Here is a 22,717-nt window from a genome sequence, read left to right on the forward strand (position 1 = left end):
TTTGTCGGGTCGGGCGGTGTTCTTTTTTTTGTCCCTGTAAAGGTTTTACCCTCTTACATATCTTATTATAAATGTGTTTACACTTAAATGTTAACCCTTTACAATAAAAAAATTAATGGTATATTTAATGTGTAAACACAGGTCAAAAAAAGGACTAAAATTATGAAGGGCAAACCGGACAATATGTGGCGATCGCAGCCAAAAAACATCAGGAATGGCTTCGGCCAAAAGTTTGACGAGCCACTATCGAAAAAACCTGTGTCGGTAAGAATACCTATATCAGCGATGGACATATTAGACCAAATGCCTAGAGAAGAAAGATTAGAATTTGTGAGAAATGCTTTATGTGATGCGATCGCTCTTAAGCAAAAACAAACAGATCCTGTAGGTGGTGAGGCAAGTAATCCTGATAGTGGTTAAATTGCACTCGTATTCTTAATGGAGGAAACGCACTAATAAAAAGCGTACGCTCTTGTTTTTTTTTGCATCTGTTTTTCCGGTAGCATTTGCTATCGGAAAGCTTGTTTATAGGCAAAGGGCGTAGGCTCAATCAGACCCTTTTGCAAGTTGAACAGTTAAAATTTTGGGCGTTGGTGAAGCGCGGGTATGATTTGAGAAAAGAGCGATCGCTGTGAATGTCTATAAGGAACTGGAACATCCAAAAAATTTAGATAATGAATCAGTAAGCGAATTGAATGCTTTAACATCTCTAAAGATTTTGAGTAGCAAAGAGTTTTTCGATGTAATCTGGCAAGATAGTGGCGAAGTCTAGTATTTTCTCCTTCTACTCTGGTCATATAGGTTTTGCTGATAATTTGATCCCCATCATTAATAAAATTGGCATATACTTTCCATCCATCTGTCACATAAAAATAACATTCCCATTTTTTGACTTTTTCCCATAAAGGATAAAATGTTTCTCCACTACGATTTCCAATAACCCATTCTAAAATTCCTTTTTCAAAATGATCTACTGCCGTCCATAGCCAAATTTTGTTTTTTTTGAGCCTACAAATGTCTGTAATTCGTCTAGCTCTCCTACTTGAGGAATTTTTTCAGGAGAGTAAGAATCGGGTAATAGTTTTCCTACTTGTTTAACCCAGTTGATAATTGTAGTATGGTGTACCTTTTTGACTCTTGATATTGCTCTTAAGCCCATACCATTAACATACATTTTTAAGCATTCATCTCTGAGTTCATCACTATAACCTCTATAAGTTTCATAGCAATCAATAAATTGACGACCACATTCTACACACATATAGTTTTGCTTTCCTTTTTTTTGGCCATTTTTATTGATGTGAGTTGATTGACATTCTGGACATTCCATAATTTTTCTGCCTAATTTAGCGTTGGCGGAGCAAGTGCGGCAGCTATATCGCTCTTTTCTCAAATCATACCCGCGCTTCACCAACGCCATATTTTCTAGGCTGTTTGGAAAAGGAGAATTAACAAACAAACCATTTCCTCCCAGCGATCGCCCAGAGAATAAATTTCAAAGCGATCGCCATTACCAAACTCAATCTATGTACTTGCTTTGAGTTGAGACCCGAACGATAAGGAACGGGAGTTAGAGTTATTTTGTATTGGTCTCTCCAGCTTTTCCAGACTGTATAAATTTTGTTAGAAATCATTTCAGAACAATAATATTAAGATTCTGGTTACATTTTAGTACATTTGTCAGGGTCTGATAAGAAATCCCGAACTATTTCAATAATAAAAACGACGTGTGGAGGAAACATGGATAATACGAGTATTGATGATATGACTAATTTAATACTAGATTCAAGCACAGAGTTGCAGGATTTTGATGAACGCTCAAAAACTTCATCAACCACCCCTGAACTAAGTGAAAAAGAAAAAATGGAGCTAGAAAATTTTGATGCACAACTTGAAGTCTCATCGGAAATTAATCCGGGACTTGCTAATTTTGATAATCAGCTAGAGCAAATTGAAGATAATAGTTCTAATAATCAACTTATAGCTGAGGGAATTAATAATTTTCTCAATCTACTTCAAACCGATCATTATGAGACCAAGAACTATATTCTTGAAAGGGAGGATGGGGAGATTTCAATTAACACTAAAGACGATAGAGGTGAAGTTTTTCATCAAGATGCACAAGGAAATATTGAGTCTAAATTCACTCAAGATGAAACCGAAAATTTTGTTGATTTTAGCGAACAAGTCCAAGAAAAAAAGCAATGATTTAGAAGGAAATAATGAAACAAACAAAGCCTTGGAGTCAGAGAATGACTACGAACAAGCAGAAAATAAACTTATTGCAGATGGGGTAGATAATTTTCTGACAATGCAAGAGTCGGAACGGTATGAAACTGCTAATTATATACTGGAAAAGTCTGAAAATGGAGAAATATCAATTAGCGCTCGTGATGGCGACAACGAGAATAAATTGTTTACTGTGGATGAGGGTGGTACTATAACAAACCAACTTAGTGCAGAACAAACAGAAGATTTTGTGACTTTTGCTGAGAAAGTAAATGAGGCTGCTAATAAAAAAAATACTTGAAGCTGTTGACAATTTTCTTGACCTCCAAGAAAGTGATTATCACGGGACTACTAATTACTTTTTTGAAAGAACAAGTGATGGTGATATTTCTATCACATCTAAATCAAGTGGAGAGGAAGTATTTCAAGGTTCAGCAGATGGAAATATTGTCGAAGAAAATCTGAGTCCAGAAGAGACTAAGGAGCCGTGTAAAAATAACTTGAACAAATTACCTCCAAAGCTAAATAATAAAAGTATCACGTTTATTGTTGGGTAATATGTCTGATAACTCTGTAGTCAAAACTATTCAAGACAAGTATGAATTGTTGTGGCCTTACTTAAACGAAAAAACACGACGTATATGGGCAGCTATTGAAGCTCAAAGCCTGGGTTGGGGAGGTCTCACCTTGGTGGCCAAAGCAACTGGACTTTCGCGGACAACAATTCATGCTGGTATAGATAATCTCTGTAAATCAGATGGAACAACAAGATCGGACTACAGCGATCGAATTCGTGAATTTGGTGGTGGCCGTAAACTACTAGAGGAAAAAGACCCAACTCTGTTAACAGATTTGGAATTACTGATTGAACCCGCGACTTTAGGAGACCCAGAATCTCCTCTGAAATGGACCTCAAAAAGTGTAGCTAAATTAGCAGCAGGATTGAATCAAGGGGGACACAGAATCAGCCCTAAAAGTGTTTATAATTTACTGGAGTCTCTTGGTTACAGCCTACAATCAAATCGTAAGACTCGCGATCGCTCATCTCACCCAGATCGAGATGCTCAGTTTTTACATATTGCTCAACAAGTTAGATATTTCCAATCTGAAAATCAACCAGTCATTTCTGTTGATACCAAGAAAAAGAATTAATTGGGGATTTTAAGAACTCTGGTCATGAATGGTGTGTTCATGGACAACCAATAGAAGTACGAATGCACGACTTTGCTGACCCGAAATTGGGTAAAGCAATTCCCTATGGAATTTATGACTTAACTTTGAATACTGGATGGGTGAATGTTGGCATTGACCACGACACAGCCTGCTTTGCAGTGGAGTCGATTCGCCATTGGTGGTACTCAATGGGTGAAGAACTTTATCCAGATAGTCAAAAGATAATGATTACAGCTGACTGTGGTGGTAGTAATAGTTATCGCTCCCGACTATGGAAGTTAGAACTACAAGAATTTGCTGACGAGATTAATCGAACTATTCATGTGTGTCATTTCCCTCCCGGTACCAGTAAATGGAACAAAATTGAACATCGCTTGTTTTGCCAGATCACCCAAAACTGGCGTGGCAGACCCCTAAGTAGCTTGCAAGTCGTGATTAATCTTATTAACAATACTACTACCACACAAGGATTGAATGTAGTTGCTCACCTAGACGAAAATTTTTACGAAACAGGAATTAAAGTAAGTCGCGAAGAATTTAATGCCATTAGAATTGAGCCAGACTTTTTTCATGGTGAATGGAATTATATGATTAAGCCGAGAACAATAGCTTAAATTGTTCAAGTTATTTTTACACGGCTACTTAGAAGTTTTTAGAGTTTGCTAATACTGTCGAGCAAGCTGTTGAACAGAAAGAGTATACTGCCTCGCAAAAAGAACGTTGACATACCCCGACGTTGCTATATTCGCGAGCCGTTCTTAGAAACCTACGATAATCTATAGAAATTTATGATTATCTGTTCCAATCCTGCTTCATTAGATATAACAATTATAGCCGGAGCAAAGCATCATTAATTATTTGAGTTATGAGGGTGTCTAGTAAATATGTCTACTGCTCACAAGACAGTATACAAAAACGTTAAAAATAGATAGTTTATTATTTAATATTTATTATTTGTTCACTCCTATCAACTTATTTCTACTTATCTGAAGTAGTTAAATTTCCATGATAATTTTCTTGACTCTCCAAGCTGTTGCACCTCCTATTTTTCCTACTTTGATGAATTGCCAACTACCACGTTCATAAACATCAGAACCTTTTTTGCAATAAGGTTTTACTCCTATTAAATGTTTAACTTCAGATGTAGAAAGCAACCATCCCCCAATAGCAGCTTTCTCTAATTCGTCGTGGTACCAAATTGGACTTTTAGCTTGAATATTAGCAGCGATCGCTCCGACTAGCCGTTCCAATAATTCAAGAGATTGATTTTCATCTGGATATTCCAAGTTTTTTTCATTGCTTTGAGTAATAGATGTCCCATTAGAGGTGTCTAGTGGGGTGTTAAACTAAGCCAGTTTGTTACCAAACCGACTCGTCTTCAGAACCGTGCGTGAGACTTTCACCTCACACGGCTCCTCTCTTAGCCGTCCCTTTTCATGAGCACATCCCTACCTTAGTATCAACATATCGTCAACCCATAAATAACCTTCAGGTAAATCCTGTGACTTTGGTGCATGGATATGTTTTGTTATCTAAAGCAGTTTTAGTATCGTGGCAATGTCGGTGCAACAGTTGTTTATTTTTATAGGTGTTGTCACCGCCTTCAGACCTGGGAACGATGTGGTCAACCTCGATTAAATCCGTTGGTCCAAAATGTAATCCACAAAATGCGCATTTATTCTTTTGCTGTTTTAACAGCGTTGTGACTTCTTTCCTTACGCTGGGATGTTTGCCGATTCTGCTACTCCAATAAGTCCAGTCACCATCATAGGGTGATTTATTACCTTTAACTTTGATGTGCCTTATAATAGGTACATCTGAATGTCGGTTTAGTATACATTCGCCATCGTTAAGTACCCAATTCCTGGTTCCTTTTACGTTGGGGAAATACTTTTTTCTTCACCCATTTGGCTGACTTGTTTGGATGCCTTCTACTTACCCATCTCCATAGTCTTTTCCATAAGATTGCGTCTAGTTTGCTGAACACCTCTTTACTGACTTGGGTTGAGAAGTAGTTAGCCCATCCTCTTATTACCGGATTTAACTTGGCTATTAGAGCCTTAGTCGAAGCGGTTTTGTGAGAATCACATATATCCGCCAATTTCCGATAATGAGTTTCTATACTCTGGGAAGATGGTTTAATCAGCGTTTTATATCCAAGTTTTGCTGACTTAACCTTATATTGCCTGATGTTAAATCCTAGGAAGTCAAATCCAGCTTTGTTTCCTTCATATTCTTCTAAGGTGTGGGCAATTTTGGTTTTTGGAGGTTTTAGTTCTAATCCTACCTGGTTTAACCATTCCTGTATTACGGTTTTTGCTTGTAGCACTATTTTGATGTCCTCATGTAGGATTACAAAGTCAAGACTCATAGCGTATTAGGTTTAGACTGGCTCGTTTATCTCGTTTTCCCATTGATTTTCCGTTCGGATATTTAAAGGAAAACTTTTCGATAAATTCCATTAGTCTTTCTTCCATACCGTGTAAGGCGATGTTTGCTAGTAGGGGACTAATGACCCCTCCCTGTGGTGTACCTTCCACAGATACTCCGGAACTTTTTGTTGTCAAATACCCCAGACTTTAACCATTGCTTGATTAGTCGTCTGTAAGGTGATTGACCAATTTTTCCTAGCAGTGCATCATGGTTAATTCGGTCAAAACATTTGGATATGTCAGCATCTAACACATACTTTGGCTTTTGTTTGATGCTGTTAAAGATGGCCTCTATGGCATCATGTGTTGACCGTCCTGGTCTAAAACCATAACTGTTAGGTTCAAAACGTGCTTCCCACTCTGGTTCCATACCAAGCTTTACCAGTGCTTGTAACGCTCTGTCATACATCGTAGGGATGCCTAACGGGCGTTTTTCGTCTTTCCCTGGCTTTGGTATCCAGACTCTGCGGGTTGGGCTTGCTTTGAGGTAACGTGAGTTTAGTAGACTTACCAAGTTGAGTTTCTGCATTGGTGGTAGATTCTTAATGCCATCTACTCCAGCAGTTTTCTTACCTTGATTATCCTGAGTCACGCGCCTAACAGCTAGCAACCTAGCGTAGTAACTTTTTAAAAGAAGTTTTTGGTATCTGTGCATCTTGCGGAGTTCGCCACTCATGGATGCTCTGTAAATCAATTTTTGTAATCGGAACACAGATTTCTCTACCTTTTTCCAATTAATATCCTTCCATTTTAGGTTTGGATTGATACTAACTTGATTCGGTATATCCTTTGTATCCCATGCTACGCTTAAAAATGGCTTAGGGTTTCCTAATCTTCTTTTTAGTGTCTGAGCTTTATTCATTACTATTCATTGCCTTACATTACGTCTAACAGTAGATACGTCTGCAAATTAATGCTTCTTATCTAATCCTACTCTCCCTAAGACCTGCAACCTTTGTACAGATTGACCTTGAATGGCTTCCTAAGATTCCGACCTATATGCTTAGGTGTCAAGCGAGAGGTTTCCTCGTTCCCTTATTCCTTTTTACGGCTGATTTAGTAGGGTAAAATCTCCCGGAGGGTTCGGTATGGTTGTTGATATTATCGTAGACATAATAATACCCATTGACCCCCTGACTTTCGTCCTACACCCCATAGCTACCTTTGGGATGGTTGCAGGTTACGAGAGTTTAATTACCTTCCTGTTCGTCCACTTGTCAGCCTTTGCTTGCGGTATCGTTCCTCGGTAACTGGTACGCATCCCGCTTTTAGACCAGCTTCGGAGATTGATGTTCAGTCGCTACTCCGTGGCCTATGCTGTCAACCCAACAACAGGGCAGATGGAATTTCACCACCAAGGATATAAGAGTTTTCTCGTGGTCATATATTTATCACCTCCTTGACCACGGAAGGCTAGATCTACCTGCCTTTCGGCAGATTTTGACTAGCCAACGAGTCGCACGTCTACTACCTGCACGACACCTGCTTTAGATACAGGCACGAAACCGCTTAATGTAGTTCCTGGGGTTCTCAGATAATCATGAAGTTGGTCTAACAAACTAATTTGTTCGGGTGTTGCATAGCTATGACCTCTGGCATCTTTTGGTAAGACGATGTCTAAGCTCTTGACGCGATCGTAGAATGCCTGACGAGTTTTTAATCTATATCTGTTTAATAATTCTGTAACTTTCATAGTGGCCCTTTTGTTGACTGTCTAGTAAGTAATGATTGAGTGTCTAGTAGGTAGTAGACACCTCTTGTTTTTTACTGTCTAGTAACTACTGTATACTAATATATTTAGTAGTATGTCTAGTATATTATTTGTTAATATATCTGTAAAATATGTTTTACAGGAACTTGAGGATTTAGTTTATTGTCTACTATACTGTCTAGTATATACTATTTAGTAGAGTGTATAGTAGACACTAATAAAATATGTAAATCAAAAATTTATTCACTGAAAGTTGGCCAAGTTTTTCGATAATTTGGACAAACTAACTGACAGTTGTGGACTGAAAATGATGTCCCAAAAACTAGGAAGGTTTAGTTCGGGAATATCTACTCGATAAATGGCATTCAATCTTCCATAACATATTTGCCGTTTCCTCCCGACGTTGATATCAAAGTATGCAACGCGGGTCTCCACGGAGATGTTAGATGATTTTTTGGCGTTTCGCTTTCGCTTTGCGATCTGAATGGTGAACTTTGTTTAATGTCTGCCAAGCTTTTTTTTGCTTTTAATAGTTGGCATAATTTTTCTGAATACTATCTGAAGTAAGTATTCCTTATTTCCTACAAATGTTATTCCTTTTATTGACTAATAATCTTTACTTATACAATAATAATTATTCCCATTTAATAGTCAAATATTATCAGTATTGTCAAATCAAAAAAATACTCTATAATAGTTAATCAAAGCAACAAATTCGCTACTATTTTCTAGGAATAAGCAGCACATAAATAAGACCTTGTACAAGGCTGCTGAATAGATTTTTACAATTTAATTAATGGAGAGATTTAATTATGCTTTTTGTCGGACTCGAAGAGGCTATTAACTCAACTACTAATGCTACTAGAGACTCTCTAGAATCTCGGATTGAAGAGTTAGAACGTCAGTTAGTTCAGCTCAGAAATGAACACACGGTTAATGAGGAGCGACATCAGAATCAAAAGACTTTAAAGGGTGCTTTGGAGTCTGGTTTAATTCAAATTATTAAGGCTGTTAATGCTACTAAGATTGCTGGTGAAAATGAACTAGAATTAGGTTTTTGGCAAGAGGTAGAAAAAATTCGATCAGGGGATTATGATTCGATTGATTTGAAGGAATTGCCTGATGCTGATGATTTGTCTGATACTCCTTACCGTCCTGATCAACCTAATGGTGGTGATGATTCTGGACTTATTGATGTGATTACTGTTGAAGTAGAGTCGGATAGTAGTGGTTCAATTAGTGGGAATAAATCTAATGGTAATCGGTCAAAAAAAGGAGGTAAATCTAATGGTTCTGCTACTACTAATGGAAAGAATTTATCTGAGGATTTAAGTATAGTTAAATCTAATGGTGATGGGAACAATCATCAGTCTCAACCTAAGTCTGTAGGGGCTTATTATGTACCAGTGGAGGAACGAAGTATTCAACAGTTGAAAGATTTATGTAATGGGTTTGGTTTTACTAAAGAACAGCTACGAGAGTATGGTTCACTTAAACAACGAGAGACTTATTTAAAGGCTTTAAAATCTGTGAAAAATTTGTTGGGTCTTCAGGCAGAATAAGACATTGAAAAGCGGTGACATGGCACTCTTTTTCTGGCCAATTGGGAGTGCTATTATTTATTAAAAATTCTTCTATTTCTTGGTGCAATAGTATGTCGTTCTACCTGATACTTTTTAGCAGCTAAAGACATATTAAACTCTAAAAAGTTCCATTTTTCTAACTTAAATTTTTTCCTTTTAGGCTTAAGTGGTTTAATATTTAAAACATCAATAATTTCTTGAGCTACTGCTTTTGCTAATAGGGGTGGAACTGAATTACCAACTTGTCTAAAACCATGCCATTTTGTTACATAAAATCTAAACCAATCAGGGTATGAATGTAATCTTGCTGCTTCCCTAACTGTGATACATCTGGGTGTAAATGGGTGTATTGGTCTTGGAGAAGTATATGCACCTTTGCTACTTGGTGTTCCAGCTCTGAGTGTGTTACAAATACCATCAGGATTAAGTCTATAAAAATGGCTTACTGATTCAGTTTGTCCTAATGCTGTAGCATTAAATCGTTCTCTTGATTTTTCTGTATGTTTTGTGCGTAAACTAGAGGTTAATATTGTTCGGTCGTATTCGCGTTTATAAGAATAATCATTATCAAGAGGTTCAAGGTTACGGAGTTTTTTAGCATACTTACTGGGTTGGCCATAATCATCTTCTACTTTTATCCAATCTCTTTCTAATAATTCTGGATAATTTTCTACTTCTGGTAAGTCTCCTATTGCATCCTTAACAGTTGTCGAATTTCCTGATGTTTTACCTATAGGATAATTTGGTAGTGTTAAACCTTTTTGACATCCTATTAAAAATAACCTTTCCCTATGTTGCGGTACGCCATAATTAACGGCATTTAATACTTGGTAAGGTTGCTGAACTTGATAGCCATTTTTATCGAATTTATCGATGACTTCTTCAAGAAAAAATTTGTACTTTCCTACAGTTAATCCTTTGACATTTTCTATGACAAAATATTTAGGTTTTAACTCTAGGACTAATCGCACGAAATGAGATATAAGTGTATTGCGTGGGTCATCTAAGGTGCGCTTTCCCATCATAGAAAAACCTTGACATGGAGGGCCACCGAAAACCACATCTATGTCTTTATTTTTAATTCCTGAAAACTGTCTGATTTCACTGCCAGTAATAGTAGCTATACTGTGGCAAAACACAGACCAAAAAGGAAAATTGAATTGATGAGTGGCACAGTGAATGGGGTCTAATTCTACAGAAACAGGTATATCAAATCCTGCTTGTTCAAAGCCCAAAGTCATACCCCCTGCTCCTGCAAATAGATCTATGCCTATGGGTCGCTGCATTCTAGACCGCCTTGAGCCACTGGTTGGCCCACAGAAATTCAACTCCCGCAGCATTTGCACATCCTTCATCTTCAGGACGATCGCCTACCATGAAGCAATCTTCAGGATAGACTTCATTGCTAATAATTATATGTTGCACCATACCACTACCTGGCTTGCGGTAAGTGCCTATCAAATTAGGGTATTTACCACTACAATCCCATGCTTTATCTCTGTAACATCGCCAGCATTCATTGCCCGCAAAATCAGGGCAAAACAGAATTGAGTGGATTTGTGGGAATAGCTTTAATGTATGCTGCTGCTCTGCAATGCAGCTCTCCTGGGACTTGTGTTTCGCTTCAACTCCTGCTTGGTTGGTAATTCCCACGATGAAATATCCTCTTGAGGCATAATCGGCGATCGCCTCCAGGGCACCGGGTATTGGTTTCTGGTCGGCAAAAGAAGTAATAAATTTACTTGCCGATTTTGGTTTTCTGACTGTGCCGTCTAAATCTAAAAATAGAATTTCCATATTCTAAAAATGTCCTAACTATAATAATCCCAGTATTTAGGAACGCAACCTCAAGGCATTGCACCTTGAGTGGCAGCTTTAATCTGCGATCGCCTATGATAATTTCTAATTAGTCCACATTATTTTTCTGTTGGCACTCCCAATTGTAAGTCCCCCTCCTGAAATTTTCCTACTTCCTCATATTCGGGGTGATACCCGTGTCGATATAAACTGTATTCATTGTGCCAGTATTCAGTTTTTGCTTTGCTTTCCTCTAACCTATATTCAGAGATATCTAGACAATTTTGCAATTCTACAATTTCATTTCTCAGCTTGACTTCACCTTCTACAAGCAATTTTCGTATGGTAGCAAACACCCACACCTCAATTTTTGGGTTCAACCATGCTGCTAGCTTTAAAGCTACCTCCATGTGTACCCAAGTCCCCTGTTGTTTCCCTTTACCTTGGACTGTTCTTACTACTTCATTGTCAGTCAGTTTGTGCAGATTTTTCAATTCTTCAATATACGCTTTTGTTTGCTTCAATCTAAAAAAATCTGCTACTAACTTATTATATTTTTTGCACATAGCTGAAGCATTCCACATACCATCCTCAGCTATAGTAATTTCTTGGCCTTCAAACACCTTGATTATTTCAGCCATTTTTACTCCTTAAAAATAAGATATGGGAATTCCCATAACTTGCAAACCTTTACACAGGTAGAAATTTAAGATATGGAAATTCGTTACATTGGAATTTTTTTCTTTAAAAATACCTCTACAAACAGGTATATTAATGTCAAACTTTATCCATCTAATATAACCAATAATATCAAAAATTAGATGATAAAAATGATTGATTTACAATTTTTCACTATGCCTTTTCGATAGCATTTGCTATCGAAAAACTTGATAAACAAAGAATATTGGAAAACAAAAATACAGACATCATCAGGATTCTAGCGGTTCACCACTTACACACGTTTATCAAAATCCACTACTGAATTGCCTTTTCAACCTGCTGTGGAGGTAAGCTCCTGGACTTTTTCCGATAGCATTTGTTGCCGGAAAAAGTCATTGTAATACTTTTCTATTGATACACATATTCCTACAGCCAGTCACAGAATGTAATATCAATACAAGTACTGGTATACAAAACTTTCAATAACTCGCAGACCCTCTAGCATATCTGTAACAACCAAATTTGAACATAATCCAGGCAAAACTTTTAGCATTAGCGCCCCAACCGCCCCGCCTCACCAACTTCCGCTACCCAGGTCTCCGTATGCCCCTGGTGGAAACTGCCAGTCTGATGTATATAGCGGTAGATCAAAATATTCGCTTTGTTTTATCCACAGAGGATCGACCACTCTAGCAGTAGATTCTTGAATGCGCTGTTGGAGATATCTTTTATTCCTGGATATAGCAAGCTGAAATTCTTGTTCAAAAGAGCTAATTCTACCAACTGTGGATGGGGAGTAACGGTATAGTGTAGCCCAATCTACATCATTAAGAAAAATACAAGTTCGGCAACTTGTTCTTCCAAATCCCCACCAATAAGCGGGGTGGGGAACAATACCATGTTTGGAGATTATCTGCCACACTTCCAGCGTACTCCACTGATGCACGGGCCTCCAGTGAATTATCTGCCTAGATTTTGTATTTTTCCGGTGTGGTTCTAGATACTTGTATTTAGCTCTGGCGGGGGACTCTTCAGCCCTTTCCCCACTTAAAAATAGGGTGGATGCACCTTTGAATCTATCCTGATGAGCGATCGCTACATCGCTCACAGCGATTTTTAGGTAGGAGCTGCACCACCGGGTGGATAAATTTCCCGACTGCTGTGGAAACTTTCTCCTAGTTCCGAGTTTATTACTATTTCCCCCAGTCTCTATTGTTTGCCCGTCTGGGGTTTGAAATTTCACTGAAGCAGTAGGGGTGTTGTCGCGCAACATCTCCCGTTTAAATCCCCCCGATCGCCAGGAGCAGTAGAGGGGGATCTCAAAATACTTAGCTACTGCCTCACAATAGCTCCGAGTACACGGCCAATCCATAAAGTGAGGGTGGCCTTCAATGGCTGCATCTACGTCATGGTGCCATAATTCTATTTTTTCTTTCGGACATCCCAACTCTAGTAGCTGTAATAAGCAAGCTAGAGAATCTTTACCGCCACTAAAGGCGAGGATGATGTAATCATAGTTTTTATAGTTTTTGTAGTCACTGTTGATGGATGTACTGTAATCAGCAGTGTCGAATAAGCTAAGTTGCATGGTTCTTAAAAAAAAAGGTAATGCGACCGCACCCATTTGATGGGCAGCTAGCACGCCTAGTAGTTCGCGATCGCTTTTTTTTACTTGACTGCTATAATATCTAACTCCTGCTCCCATTTTTTCTTGAGCGATACAACTAAATCTCTCTTAAAATACAATCCTGTAGAACGGTATTCACAAACTGAATTTATAACATGAAAAAAGTATCTTTATTACTCTGTTGTTTCATTAATAAATTACTGCTATCCTCGGAAGCTTTATAGATAGCATTTACAAACTGTTTAAAGGATTTTTTGCGTAAATCAATTTCATATCTGCCACAACCTTCAATTAATTCCCAAGGTAGATTCAAATAAGCATCTGCTAAAATAATGTACAATCTACAGACTACTAAATCAATACTGGTTTCTATTAGCAAATCTTTGATGAAATTCATCAACTTTTTATCAAAGACTCGCCAAAAAGGTGCGGTTCTATTATCCTCTAAATATTTAGTTTCGTGAAACTGAATGGAATCAAGTTTAATAATGCCAGTGTATCGCTTACCTGTATATACTTTCTCTTGTAGTTCTCTGTAAGTTAAGTTGGTCATTATTTTGAATAGTATATTTGTAGGATTTGAAATAGGTTGGACGCACTCATCGAAGTCCAACCAGTCAAGTATGTAGTTACGAAATGTGTGTACGGAAATGATGGTGATACTATTACAGTAACTATTTGGTTAATACTTCTTGAGTAACTTCCAAATCAAGTTTTCTTTGTCTGAAAGCACCTTAGACAGGATTCCTACGGCAACTTGCCATTCTACGGGTTCCCCATCGCTACTAACCACACAACGGCGATCATAGTACCTTGTAGCGAGGTACGCGCACATGACGAGAAGATAATACGGCCGATAGGCTGTTTTGCAGAACTCAAAGTAGTTCCCCGAACTATCTGCTTCTGACCACTCATTGACTTCGTAAGTCCTGGGAATATGTAAGGTCTCATAGCTGCCGTCACAATTAGGTGCGATGCGCTTCTCTAGCATTGCCCCTCCGAACCACTGTCCGTTCACAGGAGAAGTTGAAACTGTAATCGGATTCTTCTTATCACTCGGCCAAACAATACCAAAATCACCTTCAGCAGTCCAGACTCCAGGAGTCTGCTTCTCAGAACCATTGAACAGTATTCTTTCAGAGCTAAACTCTGGTTTTGTATCTGGTTCTCCGTGTCCGCCAACAATATCTATACCAAAGCTTTTGACAATCTTATAGCATTCTTCTACTGCCAAAGCAGTCTTATCAAAATTTTCCAGTTCTAAAGGTCTTTGAAGATAATGTGTGTATCCCATTTTTTTGCTCCTATATTTTATGTAGAGTTGTTAGATTTCTACGACGGCTTCTAACCAGTCGGTTATGTAGGTTTGAAAAATTCTTCTTGGTATGGTGATGATTGCGTCGGGTGTCAGTATCGCTATATCATCACCTACCCCCACTGCTGCCTCTATGTATTCTGGATAGATTATTCTACCTAGTTCCATAGAAGCAGCGATAGACTTCCAGTCCGCTTACGCGATCGCTACCTCTATGCAAGTCATTGCGAGTACCTAGAATTCGTCGTAATCATCGGGTGATGCAGAGGCTTGAAATTCTTCTACATCCTGCCAGATTTGCTCTGGTGTTTTTGCAGGAGTAGACCAGTCATAGCAGCCTAAGTCTTCCTCATACAGAGGGAGTTTATATGCAGTAGTTTCTGCTTCTGTACAAATGTTGTAAGGAGCTTGAGAGTAGTCTGTATACAACCAAGCTTTATCTGTACCTGCATATAGCCAGTTGTTGTTGGGAGAAGCTGAAGGAACTGTAGAAGTAATTGTAGCTGTTGCTGTTGGGATTTGTTGTGTTAACATAATTAATGTCTCCTAGTAGTTTAGGGGCGGGACATCACATCAACTTTGACGGGTTAGGGTGGTGTCCCTTTTGAGTTTTTATAGAGGCTCTTTCCTCTATCTTTAGAGGATAACCGGAGATATCATCGGATGCAACTATTTTTATATTGAAATTAATGATCGATCAGTATCAGACATATAAGTAAATATTAACCGGAGATATCATCGGTTTTTTTGCATATATTATTAATATATATACTTAATAAAGAAAACAATGGCCAAGAAATATCAAAATGAACAAGGACACTGGATTACAGAACTGGAACCGGGAGAGGAACCCCTTAGCGAAAGAATTGCAGGGGCTAGACTCCCCCAAAAAATTTATGATTACATTCAATTAAAATCCAATAAAGCAGAGTGGATTAGAAGAGCTTTAGTTGCTGCTGCATTAGCTGAAATGGAATCAAATACGCAGAGTGATTAACTGTGTAGCACTTATTTACTGGGAAACTTTTTTGCACATTTAAGCTAGAATGCCCACATAGATTGAGCGAGCGCCGTCATTTTCCTGAGTCTGGTCAACTAGAGCTTAAAAACAACAAAGATTCTTGTATAATTCGAGCATCTTCTCTATCCATCGCCAACCAATCTTCTATAGATAAAGACTCAGCATAAGTTTTATAAAAAGCAATTCGTTTTTGCTCCATAGTTAAAGGAACCTCTCCAAAAGCATCCCTAAAAAAGTCAGTTAAAGACATTTTAGTTAAGGCCATATTTAAAGCTATGGCCTCTTTCTTTCCCTTAGATGCTGCATATAAAATTATACTAGCAAAATTATCTATACTTATGAGCTTGCTAGCCTGCTCTCCTCCTTTTGAAGGTGTTACCACCTCAGAAAACAAGTCCGTGAATCCAACTCTATGCAATGCTTTAAAGGTGTTACCACCCCTGCTTGTACTTCTTGATAACCAATTTCTATTATATCCTACAGCTTTGGACGCTGTAGTAATTGAAACATAATATGACCCATTAGGCACTTGAAAAGCTTCTACTTCAATACCTGGGCAAAACCTAACAATTGCTCTCTTTGTTTTTGCTGGATTATTCATGGTTAAAATATTGTGGTAGTGGATTGATTAATTAGATTACAATCACCAATCATTTAAACTTTTTGTCTAGGTAAGCGTTGATTTAACCTAGCTTTTTCTTATTATATAATAATTAATATTTTACAGCACAAAAATACCGATATTTATCAAAAACAATCTGAAGTTAACATTATCAAAAATCTACTGCTGAATCGCCTTTTCTATCTACGGTTGAGATAAGCTCCTAGATATTTTCCGATTGCATTTGCTATCGAAAAACTTGACAAACAAAGGATATTGGAAAACAAAAATATAGACACAATCAGAAGTCTAGCAGTTCACCACTTACACAAGTTTAACAAAAATCCACTACTGAATTGCCTTTTCTACCTACGGTTGATGTAAACTCCTAGACATTTTTCGATAGCATTTGTTATCGAAAAACCTCGTACCTAATCTTAAAGTAGGACCGATCATGTACTTTTCCCTCGAAAAGCGATCGCCCGTTACAATTATCAATACTTGAACTGTGGATGTCTATCCATTTGGTTGATTATAGGTGTAGACTTCAATTAATTTTCTAACAAATCTAGAAAATCTACATATTTTTTGATAAATTTTGTCTGAAGCACATTTTCAGACCCACTTCATTACACAGAGCGGAGCTTGCGGAGTTCTGTGTCGAAGTGGGTGCGGAGCGAACTGAAAATGTGCCGGGGTGGTGGGCGGGCATTGGCAGAAAAGAAAAGCCGACTTCGGCACGATTGGATCGATAAGTTGAGTTTGAACTTTTTCACTCGCATCGTTCGCCGACACCGAAACGAGCCAGGAGCAATGGAGGGAGAGCGAAAACATACTGAAACTTGCTCAAACGCAGGCTCCGAACACTTGCAGGAGACAAGTTTGTGCTAGTTGAAGTGTTTGAGAGCGACGCTCTGTGCGACGCGAGTTGAACGGTTGCATATAATAAACTAATATAATATTAATCAACTTCTATAGTTTTAGGCCAAATTAAAATCAGGCTTTAATATATTAGGAATTAAATATTTAATATGATTACAAGCACAGAAATATCAGGCAAGCATTTTGAAGGAAGAGCATATCTTATTGTTAATAGTTATGATGTTTTTTACTTTGAATCCTGTCTGGGTTTTGATGATAAGCTAGATCTTAATTGGAATGCTTCAAGTCCAGTCTATCATTATGGTATAGTCTTCATAAACAATGCTTTTTATTGGGAATTATTAGAAGTATTTGTTTCTGAATTTACTTTAATTGAACTAATCATTAAAGCCAAACAAATACTCAAAATTTTAGGAGCATTAGAATACATAGATTTTGTGAAATATATGAGATACAAATATCATTTACTTAGGTGTCCTAATGAAAATCTTCCATCTAATTATCTAAATCGAAGTGGATACTATAAATCAAAAAACTTATCTTATTGAGGGTAATTAGCGACTCAAAAAATACGGCTCATTGGGATAGGAGTGATCGCAGGCTTACGGTACTTGATAATAGTACTGACAAGAAAATACTGGATGTTGCTTGGAAACAAGAGAGCTGGAAAAATATTGATAGCCATTTGAGTAAATCCGATGTGGATTACTTTTTAAAGGAAGTCCAGCCTATACTACTTGAAAAAACTAAGGCTGGACTTGAGAGATGATGTAGTACTATTTTTAGAGATGTAGTACTATTTTTAGAGAAGATAGGACTAAAGTCAAACTACGAGCTTAACATTCGTTCCATAAACAATATAACTATGAGATTTATCAGTCCGAAAACCGACTTTGCCTTTAAAAAAATCTTCGGTTCAAACCGCAGTAAACAAATATTAATTAGTTTTCTCAATGCCATAGTTTATGACAATCATAAAACTATACAATCTCTGGAAATAATTGACCCCTATAACCCAGGAATTACTCAAACTCTTAAGGATACTTATCTAGATGTTAGAGCCGTATTAGATAATGGCTCTACAGTCATAATTGAGATGCAAGTATTGAACGTTGAAGCATTTGAAAAAAGAGTAATTTATAATCTAGCTAAAGCTTATGGCAATCAGTTAGATACTGGGGAAGGATATCGAACTTTAAAACCCTTTATTGCTTTGACTATTACAGATTTTGTGCTATTTAAAGAAGCCAAAAAAATGATTAACAAATTTAGATTCAAGGAGGAGAAAGATTCATTGTACTATCGAGACGAGTTAAAACTAATATTTTTAGAATTACCCAAATTTAACAAAGAATTATCAGAGTTAGAAACCGAGAGTGATAAATGGATTTATTTCCTTAAATCTGCTCCTAACTTAGAAGTAATTCCTGATTCTCTTGGAGAAGTAGCAGAAATTGAAGCTGCGTTAAATATTGCTAATCGAGCTAATCTAAGTAATGAAGAATTAGAGGAGTTACATAAACAAGAAGTATTTATTGGGGATAGAAAAGGTGAGATTAGTTTAGCGAAACAGGAAGCTAAAGAAGAAGGTAGAGAAGAAGGTAGAGAAGAAGGTCGAGAAGAAGGAAAAATTGAGGAAGCAGTTAAACAAATATTGCGTTTAATTCGGCGAATATTAGGAGAAATTTCTCCAGAAGTGGAGAGTCAAATCCAACAATTATCTTTGGCCAAATTAGATATTTTAGGGGAGGAAATTTTTGACATGAAAACTATTGCAGATGTAGAAAATTGGTTAGAGAGTCAAAAAGAAAGAGAGGAGTAAACAATTAATTGTTAATTATTAATAATTAATAATTACCTCTTATTATAAGGGTATCGGTAGCGATCGCCATCCTTGATCGCCATCAACAAAAACAATTAACTGCTGCTGCAAGTCTAGCTGTAACTGACTTTGTAGCATTTTCCCATAGAGTACTCTATGGGAAAATATCTCATTAGGGCCATTTTGTCACATCTTTTTTTGCTATTGAGCATTTTCCGATAGCATTTGCTATCGAAAAAAGTCGTACCTAAGCGACGGAGCTTACTTGAAAGTCGTATAAAATCAAAAATCAAAATCCAAAATCTTTAATGTCTTATCAGCACTTACACTTACAAGGGTTTTGCCATCTGGAGTAACAGCTAGAGACTTCACTTTGTCGCTGTGGTAACCAGCAAAATCTTTTAAAAGATTTTTACTAGCTAAATCCCAAACTTGAACAGTACCATCAACTCGGCCTGCAAAAATCAGATCGGATATGACCGCTAGTGAATCAACCGCCCTGCTCTCTCCCATCATGGCAATTGGAGTATTGGAATCCCGGTTCCAGACAGCGATCGCTCCGTTGCTAGTACCCAATATGTGTCTACCATCCGAGCCAACCTGGATATCTGCATACTTTCCACCGCCCGAAAAGGTACTTTTGAGCAATCCTGATGTGGGTTCCCAAACCTTAATAGTTTCTAGATCGGCAGCAATTATATCTGCTCCCACAAAACCCACAGCATAAATCGGGTACTTGTAACCAGTAAGCGTATTCAAGAGTTCACCACTGCCGAGGTTCCAGATTCTCACAGTTTTATCCACACCACCTGCTACTACAGTTTCTTCATCTGGGGAGATGGCTAGTGAATAAATATCGTTCTGCTTTTCCGCTAGAGTCCGCAGCAATTCCCCTGTCCTTAAATCCCAAATTTTGATAGTGTCGTCCGAACTGCCACTAACAATGGTCTGACCATCTGGAGAGATTGCTACAGTATAGATATATCCTCTGTGTCCGGTTAAACTATGTTTTAATTCACCACTGCCATAATCCCAAACTTTGATAGTAGTGTCCGCACTACCACTAACAATGGTCTGACCATCAGGAGAAATAACTACAGCATACACAGTTCCTCGATGCCCCTCAAAAGTGCGCACTCTCGCAAGCTTTAATGAACTAGAGGTCGATTGCACTTCACTTAAGGGCTTAGGTTCTTCAAGCTTTTGCTCTTCAGGTTCGGGGACTTCCGCTTTTGGAACTTCCGGCTTTGAATCTTCATTTAATAACGCGCTAGTATCTCGCTCGTTAAATAAAAAAGGACGAGCAAAATATAAAGCAGCAGCAGGTACAGCAGTCAATATAGTAGCTGTCAGTCCTGTTATTAGGGCTTTACGCCATTTGTTGTCTTGAACTACAGTAGGTTTTGAAATCTCTTGTTCCAACTCCTGCAATCTATGTGGAGAACTAGAAAGTACGGTTTTTTGAGGCTTAAGCATAGATAATCCCAAATCTTTTAGTTCTACTAAAACTTCATCTACCGTTTGATACCTCTCCACCCAAGTTTCGCGGGTCATTTTGCCCAAAATTTGTTTTAGGCATTCGCTTCCTACTACTTCACTGCAATTAATATCGCCTGTTAATGCTAAAATACCTATCATGCCCACAGCATAAATATCGCTACAAAATTTAGGCTGACCGATCGCCTGTTCTCTGGGCATATAACCTGGACTACCTATGGATGTCCCCAATTTCTCTCCTATCTTTTCTACCTCTTTCACGGCACCAAAATCTATTAACACTATTTGGCGGTCGCTACTCCTACGCATGATATTTTGAGGTTTGAGGTCGCGATGTATTACATTGTTTTGATGAACAAATTTCAATACTTGCAATATATCTATTAGGAGCTTAATCGTTTTAGCCTCGCTAAATTTCTTGCCTGTGCAAATTTCTTTAGTTAAATCGTGGCCTTCGATAAATTCTTGTACTAAATAAAATTCAGAGTTTTCCTCAAAGTAAGCTAGCAATCTAGGTATTTGGTTATGTTCCCCTAGCTTCTGTAGCGTTTCAGCTTCTTTGTAAAACAACCTGTTAGCTACAGACAAGACTTTTTTCTCAGTCTGAACAGGGGATAATTTTTTAACAACACATATGGGTGAATTTGGCAAATTATTGTCTTTTGCCAAATAGGTCGTACCAAAATTTCCTTGACCTAATTGCCTAATTATTTCATAACGATTGTTTAGAATTGTGTTCATAATCCTATAGAGAGCGATCGTCTAGTTATGACGATTTTCCAATAGCATCTATTATCGAAAAATCTCAGCCTTAAATAGTTACTGGAGCGATCGCCTTTATCCAAAACCAAGCGATCGCTCACTGCCTTACAGTCTTGTACCACCTGTCTCAACAGCTTCCAAAACTTGACCCAACCAGCAAGGTTGACCACAAAACTGAATCTGTTTAAAGTTGGAGTGAAACTGCATTCTTTTCAATCTAAACCTACCCGCCTCAACATCAAAAAACCACCGCCAGGCTTGATACTCATACTCTACTAATTTCTCACCACTCGCAACTCTAGTAGTTCTATAATCTATAGGACTTACGCAGATACGCTATATATAGTACTCATAACCATTGGACAATAGTTACTAGACTCTATACACAGTGTCTTTGCGTAAGTCCTGATCTAATTCTTCGACATCGTTTAAATCGTAAGCATTTCCCTGAAGAAACATTTCAGGTGGTTGTCCTTGTACATTTAAAGCAGTTTTGTTTGCATAGAGTTTTTTCTGAGTAGCGATCGCGTTAATATATGTAGGTAAATCTGCATCTTCTAGTAATTGCAAAGTTATCAGCGGTTCAGGGACATTGATTAGCAATTCTGAACTTTCTGATGGTTCTTGCGGTGGTAGTGATTCACCACTATTACCACTTAAGCTAGCAGATATCTTATATCGTCTATTATCTGAAGCATACAACAACGCTTTGGAATAACCTTTAGCAGCACAAGCGTCAGCTATCTTGTCCCAAGCATTGTATATAAGATAGTGGACTTTATCTACTGGCAATGGTTCACCATCGCAACCTACGACGGCCACAAAATCGTTTGATAATTTCACCCAATGCAAACCTAAAAGTGAGTAGTCCACAGGTGTCATCACGGCATTAAACACCATTTGTTCTCTTACCTCCTATTGCCTGCCTCAACATTTCCCTTAGTTCTGCTGCATCTGCATCAAAAATTGCACAGAGTCGAATCAGATCTGGTTCACTCGGTACTCGATTCTCAAGCAGTGCTTTCCAACAAGCCAATGCAAGCTCACAGTCTTGCTTCATTTGGCTACTGTTTTTCGATTCAGTTAAACTATCAACTCCATTTTTCCAATTAAAAACATCCTGTTGCATAAGAGTCAGCAACCGCGCTTTCATGTTGGTGCCATAATCAACAGTTAGTTTCTTGAAATCAGCATGAAGGCTTTCGGGTGGATCGGCTCTTAACGGCTTTGTTCTCTCTTCTGGGGGCATATTACCTAAAAAACATTTAAGTGTATTATGCCCTTTATTGTCCTTTTTAGCATTAACCATATTATCCGTTTGACATTAAAGGATAATATGTATATTATATATAATAATTCAAAACAAGACAAGCTAAGGTCACTAAACCTTAACTGGCCTTCTCTCATAAACCCAATATCACTCAGTACATAGGTACTAAGGCCAACCAAGACCACGATGTTACTGTATTTGATAAATACAGACAGACTCCGGCTACTTAGCTGAGTTTTTCATCACAGAAGCTCTCAGATAGCGATTAGCCACCACACTTGCTCTGACAAAGCAGAGACAAAAAAACCTATGAACAAAATTACTCAAAGTACCGA

General features: G+C 37.9%; 25 protein-coding genes and 2 pseudogenes. 9 read left to right on the forward strand and 18 right to left on the reverse strand.

The genetic code is table 11. The features are described from left to right. Window positions 1-162: 162 nt before the first annotated feature. On the forward strand, window positions 163-420 hold the full coding sequence (locus tag SAGCYANO_RS02215; protein ID WP_202218589.1) for a hypothetical protein: 258 nt from the start codon (window positions 163-165) through the stop codon (window positions 418-420). Between the two features lie 155 nt (window positions 421-575). Here the strand turns inward: SAGCYANO_RS02215 and SAGCYANO_RS02220 are convergent. Together SAGCYANO_RS02220 and SAGCYANO_RS02225 are read right to left on the reverse strand one after the other, a co-directional pair. Further along, window positions 576-1,330: pseudogene (locus SAGCYANO_RS02220) on the reverse strand (IS1 family transposase). Between the two features lie 118 nt (window positions 1,331-1,448). After that, window positions 1,449-1,634: a hypothetical protein gene (locus tag SAGCYANO_RS02225; RefSeq protein ID WP_202218591.1), complete on the reverse strand. Its 186-nt coding sequence runs from the start codon at window positions 1,632-1,634 to the stop codon at window positions 1,449-1,451. Window positions 1,635-1,740: 106 nt separating this feature from the next. Between SAGCYANO_RS02225 and SAGCYANO_RS02230 the strand changes: the two genes are divergently transcribed. From SAGCYANO_RS02230 to SAGCYANO_RS02245, 4 genes are all read left to right on the forward strand, one after another. Then, complete coding sequence (locus tag SAGCYANO_RS02230; protein ID WP_202218592.1) at window positions 1,741-2,208, forward strand: hypothetical protein; 468 nt, start codon at window positions 1,741-1,743, stop codon at window positions 2,206-2,208. Continuing rightward, entirely contained in the window at window positions 2,171-2,530 is a 360-nt protein-coding gene (locus SAGCYANO_RS02235) for a hypothetical protein (RefSeq protein WP_237395622.1), read from the forward strand. The genes SAGCYANO_RS02230 and SAGCYANO_RS02235 overlap by 38 nt, the downstream gene beginning before the upstream one ends. After that, on the forward strand, window positions 2,502-2,786 hold the full coding sequence (locus SAGCYANO_RS02240) for a hypothetical protein (protein WP_202218594.1): 285 nt from the start codon (window positions 2,502-2,504) through the stop codon (window positions 2,784-2,786). Before SAGCYANO_RS02235 ends, SAGCYANO_RS02240 begins: the two co-directional genes overlap by 29 nt. Window position 2,787: 1 nt before the next feature. Next, a protein-coding gene (locus tag SAGCYANO_RS02245) for an ISAzo13 family transposase (RefSeq protein WP_202218595.1) occupies window positions 2,788-4,016 on the forward strand; the annotation gives its coding sequence in 2 pieces (ribosomal slippage) (window positions 2,788-3,370 and window positions 3,370-4,016; 1,230 coding nt in all). 381 nt (window positions 4,017-4,397) lie between these two features. On the opposite strand, the gene SAGCYANO_RS02250 is transcribed toward SAGCYANO_RS02245, so the two are convergent. The 3 genes and pseudogenes from SAGCYANO_RS02250 to SAGCYANO_RS02260 all read right to left on the reverse strand — a co-directional run bounded on the left by SAGCYANO_RS02250 (window position 4,398) and on the right by SAGCYANO_RS02260 (window position 7,527). Next, entirely contained in the window at window positions 4,398-4,688 is a 291-nt protein-coding gene (locus SAGCYANO_RS02250; RefSeq protein ID WP_202218596.1) for a hypothetical protein, read from the reverse strand. A gap of 60 nt (window positions 4,689-4,748) precedes the next feature. Next, a pseudogene (gene ltrA / locus SAGCYANO_RS02255) lies at window positions 4,749-6,696 on the reverse strand (group II intron reverse transcriptase/maturase). Window positions 6,697-7,278: 582 nt separating this feature from the next. Next, window positions 7,279-7,527 (reverse strand): hypothetical protein, encoded by a 249-nt coding sequence (locus SAGCYANO_RS02260; protein WP_202218597.1) that lies wholly within the window; start codon window positions 7,525-7,527, stop codon window positions 7,279-7,281. 830 nt (window positions 7,528-8,357) lie between these two features. On the opposite strand from SAGCYANO_RS02260, the gene SAGCYANO_RS02265 reads away from it, so the two are divergent. Further along, on the forward strand, window positions 8,358-9,107 hold the full coding sequence (locus tag SAGCYANO_RS02265; RefSeq protein WP_202218598.1) for a hypothetical protein: 750 nt from the start codon (window positions 8,358-8,360) through the stop codon (window positions 9,105-9,107). Window positions 9,108-9,160: 53 nt separating this feature from the next. Here the strand turns inward: SAGCYANO_RS02265 and SAGCYANO_RS02270 are convergent, their stop codons facing one another. From SAGCYANO_RS02270 to SAGCYANO_RS02305, 8 genes are all read right to left on the reverse strand, one after another. Next, window positions 9,161-10,414: a DNA cytosine methyltransferase gene (locus SAGCYANO_RS02270; RefSeq protein ID WP_202218599.1), complete on the reverse strand. Its 1,254-nt coding sequence runs from the start codon at window positions 10,412-10,414 to the stop codon at window positions 9,161-9,163. A gap of 1 nt (window position 10,415) precedes the next feature. Continuing rightward, entirely contained in the window at window positions 10,416-10,925 is a 510-nt protein-coding gene (locus tag SAGCYANO_RS02275; protein ID WP_202218600.1) for an HAD-IIIA family hydrolase, read from the reverse strand. Window positions 10,926-11,044: 119 nt separating this feature from the next. After that, the gene (locus SAGCYANO_RS02280; RefSeq protein ID WP_202218601.1) at window positions 11,045-11,566 is read right to left on the reverse strand and encodes a KilA-N domain-containing protein; all 522 of its coding nucleotides are present in this window, start codon (window positions 11,564-11,566) and stop codon (window positions 11,045-11,047) included. A 593-nt stretch (window positions 11,567-12,159) separates the two neighbouring features. After that, a complete protein-coding gene (locus SAGCYANO_RS02285) occupies window positions 12,160-13,290 on the reverse strand; it encodes a phosphoadenosine phosphosulfate reductase family protein (RefSeq protein ID WP_202218602.1) in 1,131 nt (376 codons plus the stop codon). Window positions 13,291-13,360: 70 nt separating this feature from the next. Next, window positions 13,361-13,765, reverse strand: coding sequence for a hypothetical protein (locus tag SAGCYANO_RS02290; RefSeq protein WP_202218603.1), 405 nt, complete (start codon window positions 13,763-13,765; stop codon window positions 13,361-13,363). 129 nt (window positions 13,766-13,894) lie between these two features. Next, window positions 13,895-14,506, reverse strand: a complete 612-nt coding sequence (locus SAGCYANO_RS02295; protein WP_202218604.1) for a hypothetical protein — start codon at window positions 14,504-14,506, stop codon at window positions 13,895-13,897. 30 nt (window positions 14,507-14,536) lie between these two features. Then, window positions 14,537-14,695: a hypothetical protein gene (locus SAGCYANO_RS02300; protein ID WP_202218605.1), complete on the reverse strand. Its 159-nt coding sequence runs from the start codon at window positions 14,693-14,695 to the stop codon at window positions 14,537-14,539. 66 nt (window positions 14,696-14,761) lie between these two features. Beyond that, the gene (locus SAGCYANO_RS02305) at window positions 14,762-15,061 is read right to left on the reverse strand and encodes a hypothetical protein (protein WP_202218606.1); all 300 of its coding nucleotides are present in this window, start codon (window positions 15,059-15,061) and stop codon (window positions 14,762-14,764) included. Between the two features lie 253 nt (window positions 15,062-15,314). Between SAGCYANO_RS02305 and SAGCYANO_RS02310 the strand changes: the two genes are divergently transcribed. Next, window positions 15,315-15,524 (forward strand): hypothetical protein, encoded by a 210-nt coding sequence (locus tag SAGCYANO_RS02310; RefSeq protein WP_202218607.1) that lies wholly within the window; start codon window positions 15,315-15,317, stop codon window positions 15,522-15,524. A 94-nt stretch (window positions 15,525-15,618) separates the two neighbouring features. On the opposite strand, the gene SAGCYANO_RS02315 is transcribed toward SAGCYANO_RS02310, so the two are convergent. Continuing rightward, the gene (locus SAGCYANO_RS02315) at window positions 15,619-16,149 is read right to left on the reverse strand and encodes a hypothetical protein (RefSeq protein ID WP_202218608.1); all 531 of its coding nucleotides are present in this window, start codon (window positions 16,147-16,149) and stop codon (window positions 15,619-15,621) included. A 1,031-nt stretch (window positions 16,150-17,180) separates the two neighbouring features. Between SAGCYANO_RS02315 and SAGCYANO_RS02320 the strand changes: the two genes are divergently transcribed. Next, entirely contained in the window at window positions 17,181-17,579 is a 399-nt protein-coding gene (locus SAGCYANO_RS02320) for a hypothetical protein (protein WP_202218609.1), read from the forward strand. A 317-nt stretch (window positions 17,580-17,896) separates the two neighbouring features. After that, window positions 17,897-18,853, forward strand: a complete 957-nt coding sequence (locus tag SAGCYANO_RS02325; RefSeq protein ID WP_202218610.1) for an Rpn family recombination-promoting nuclease/putative transposase — start codon at window positions 17,897-17,899, stop codon at window positions 18,851-18,853. 282 nt (window positions 18,854-19,135) lie between these two features. Here the strand turns inward: SAGCYANO_RS02325 and SAGCYANO_RS02330 are convergent, their stop codons facing one another. The 4 genes from SAGCYANO_RS02330 to SAGCYANO_RS02345 all read right to left on the reverse strand — a co-directional run bounded on the left by SAGCYANO_RS02330 (window position 19,136) and on the right by SAGCYANO_RS02345 (window position 22,421). Beyond that, window positions 19,136-21,091 carry a serine/threonine-protein kinase gene (locus SAGCYANO_RS02330; RefSeq protein ID WP_202218611.1) on the reverse strand — a complete coding sequence of 652 codons (1,956 nt, stop codon included), beginning with the start codon at window positions 21,089-21,091 and terminating at the stop codon, window positions 19,136-19,138. After that, entirely contained in the window at window positions 21,088-21,282 is a 195-nt protein-coding gene (locus SAGCYANO_RS02335) for a hypothetical protein (RefSeq protein ID WP_202218612.1), read from the reverse strand. The genes SAGCYANO_RS02330 and SAGCYANO_RS02335 overlap by 4 nt, the downstream gene beginning before the upstream one ends. A gap of 202 nt (window positions 21,283-21,484) precedes the next feature. Then, complete coding sequence (locus SAGCYANO_RS02340) at window positions 21,485-22,012, reverse strand: hypothetical protein (protein WP_202218613.1); 528 nt, start codon at window positions 22,010-22,012, stop codon at window positions 21,485-21,487. Continuing rightward, on the reverse strand, window positions 22,002-22,421 hold the full coding sequence (locus SAGCYANO_RS02345) for a hypothetical protein (RefSeq protein ID WP_202218614.1): 420 nt from the start codon (window positions 22,419-22,421) through the stop codon (window positions 22,002-22,004). Before SAGCYANO_RS02345 ends, SAGCYANO_RS02340 begins: the two co-directional genes overlap by 11 nt. Window positions 22,422-22,717: the final 296 nt, after the last annotated feature.

It is taken from the genome of Okeania sp. KiyG1 (assembly GCF_014132355.1).
Lineage (GTDB): Bacteria > Cyanobacteriota > Cyanobacteriia > Cyanobacteriales > Microcoleaceae > Okeania.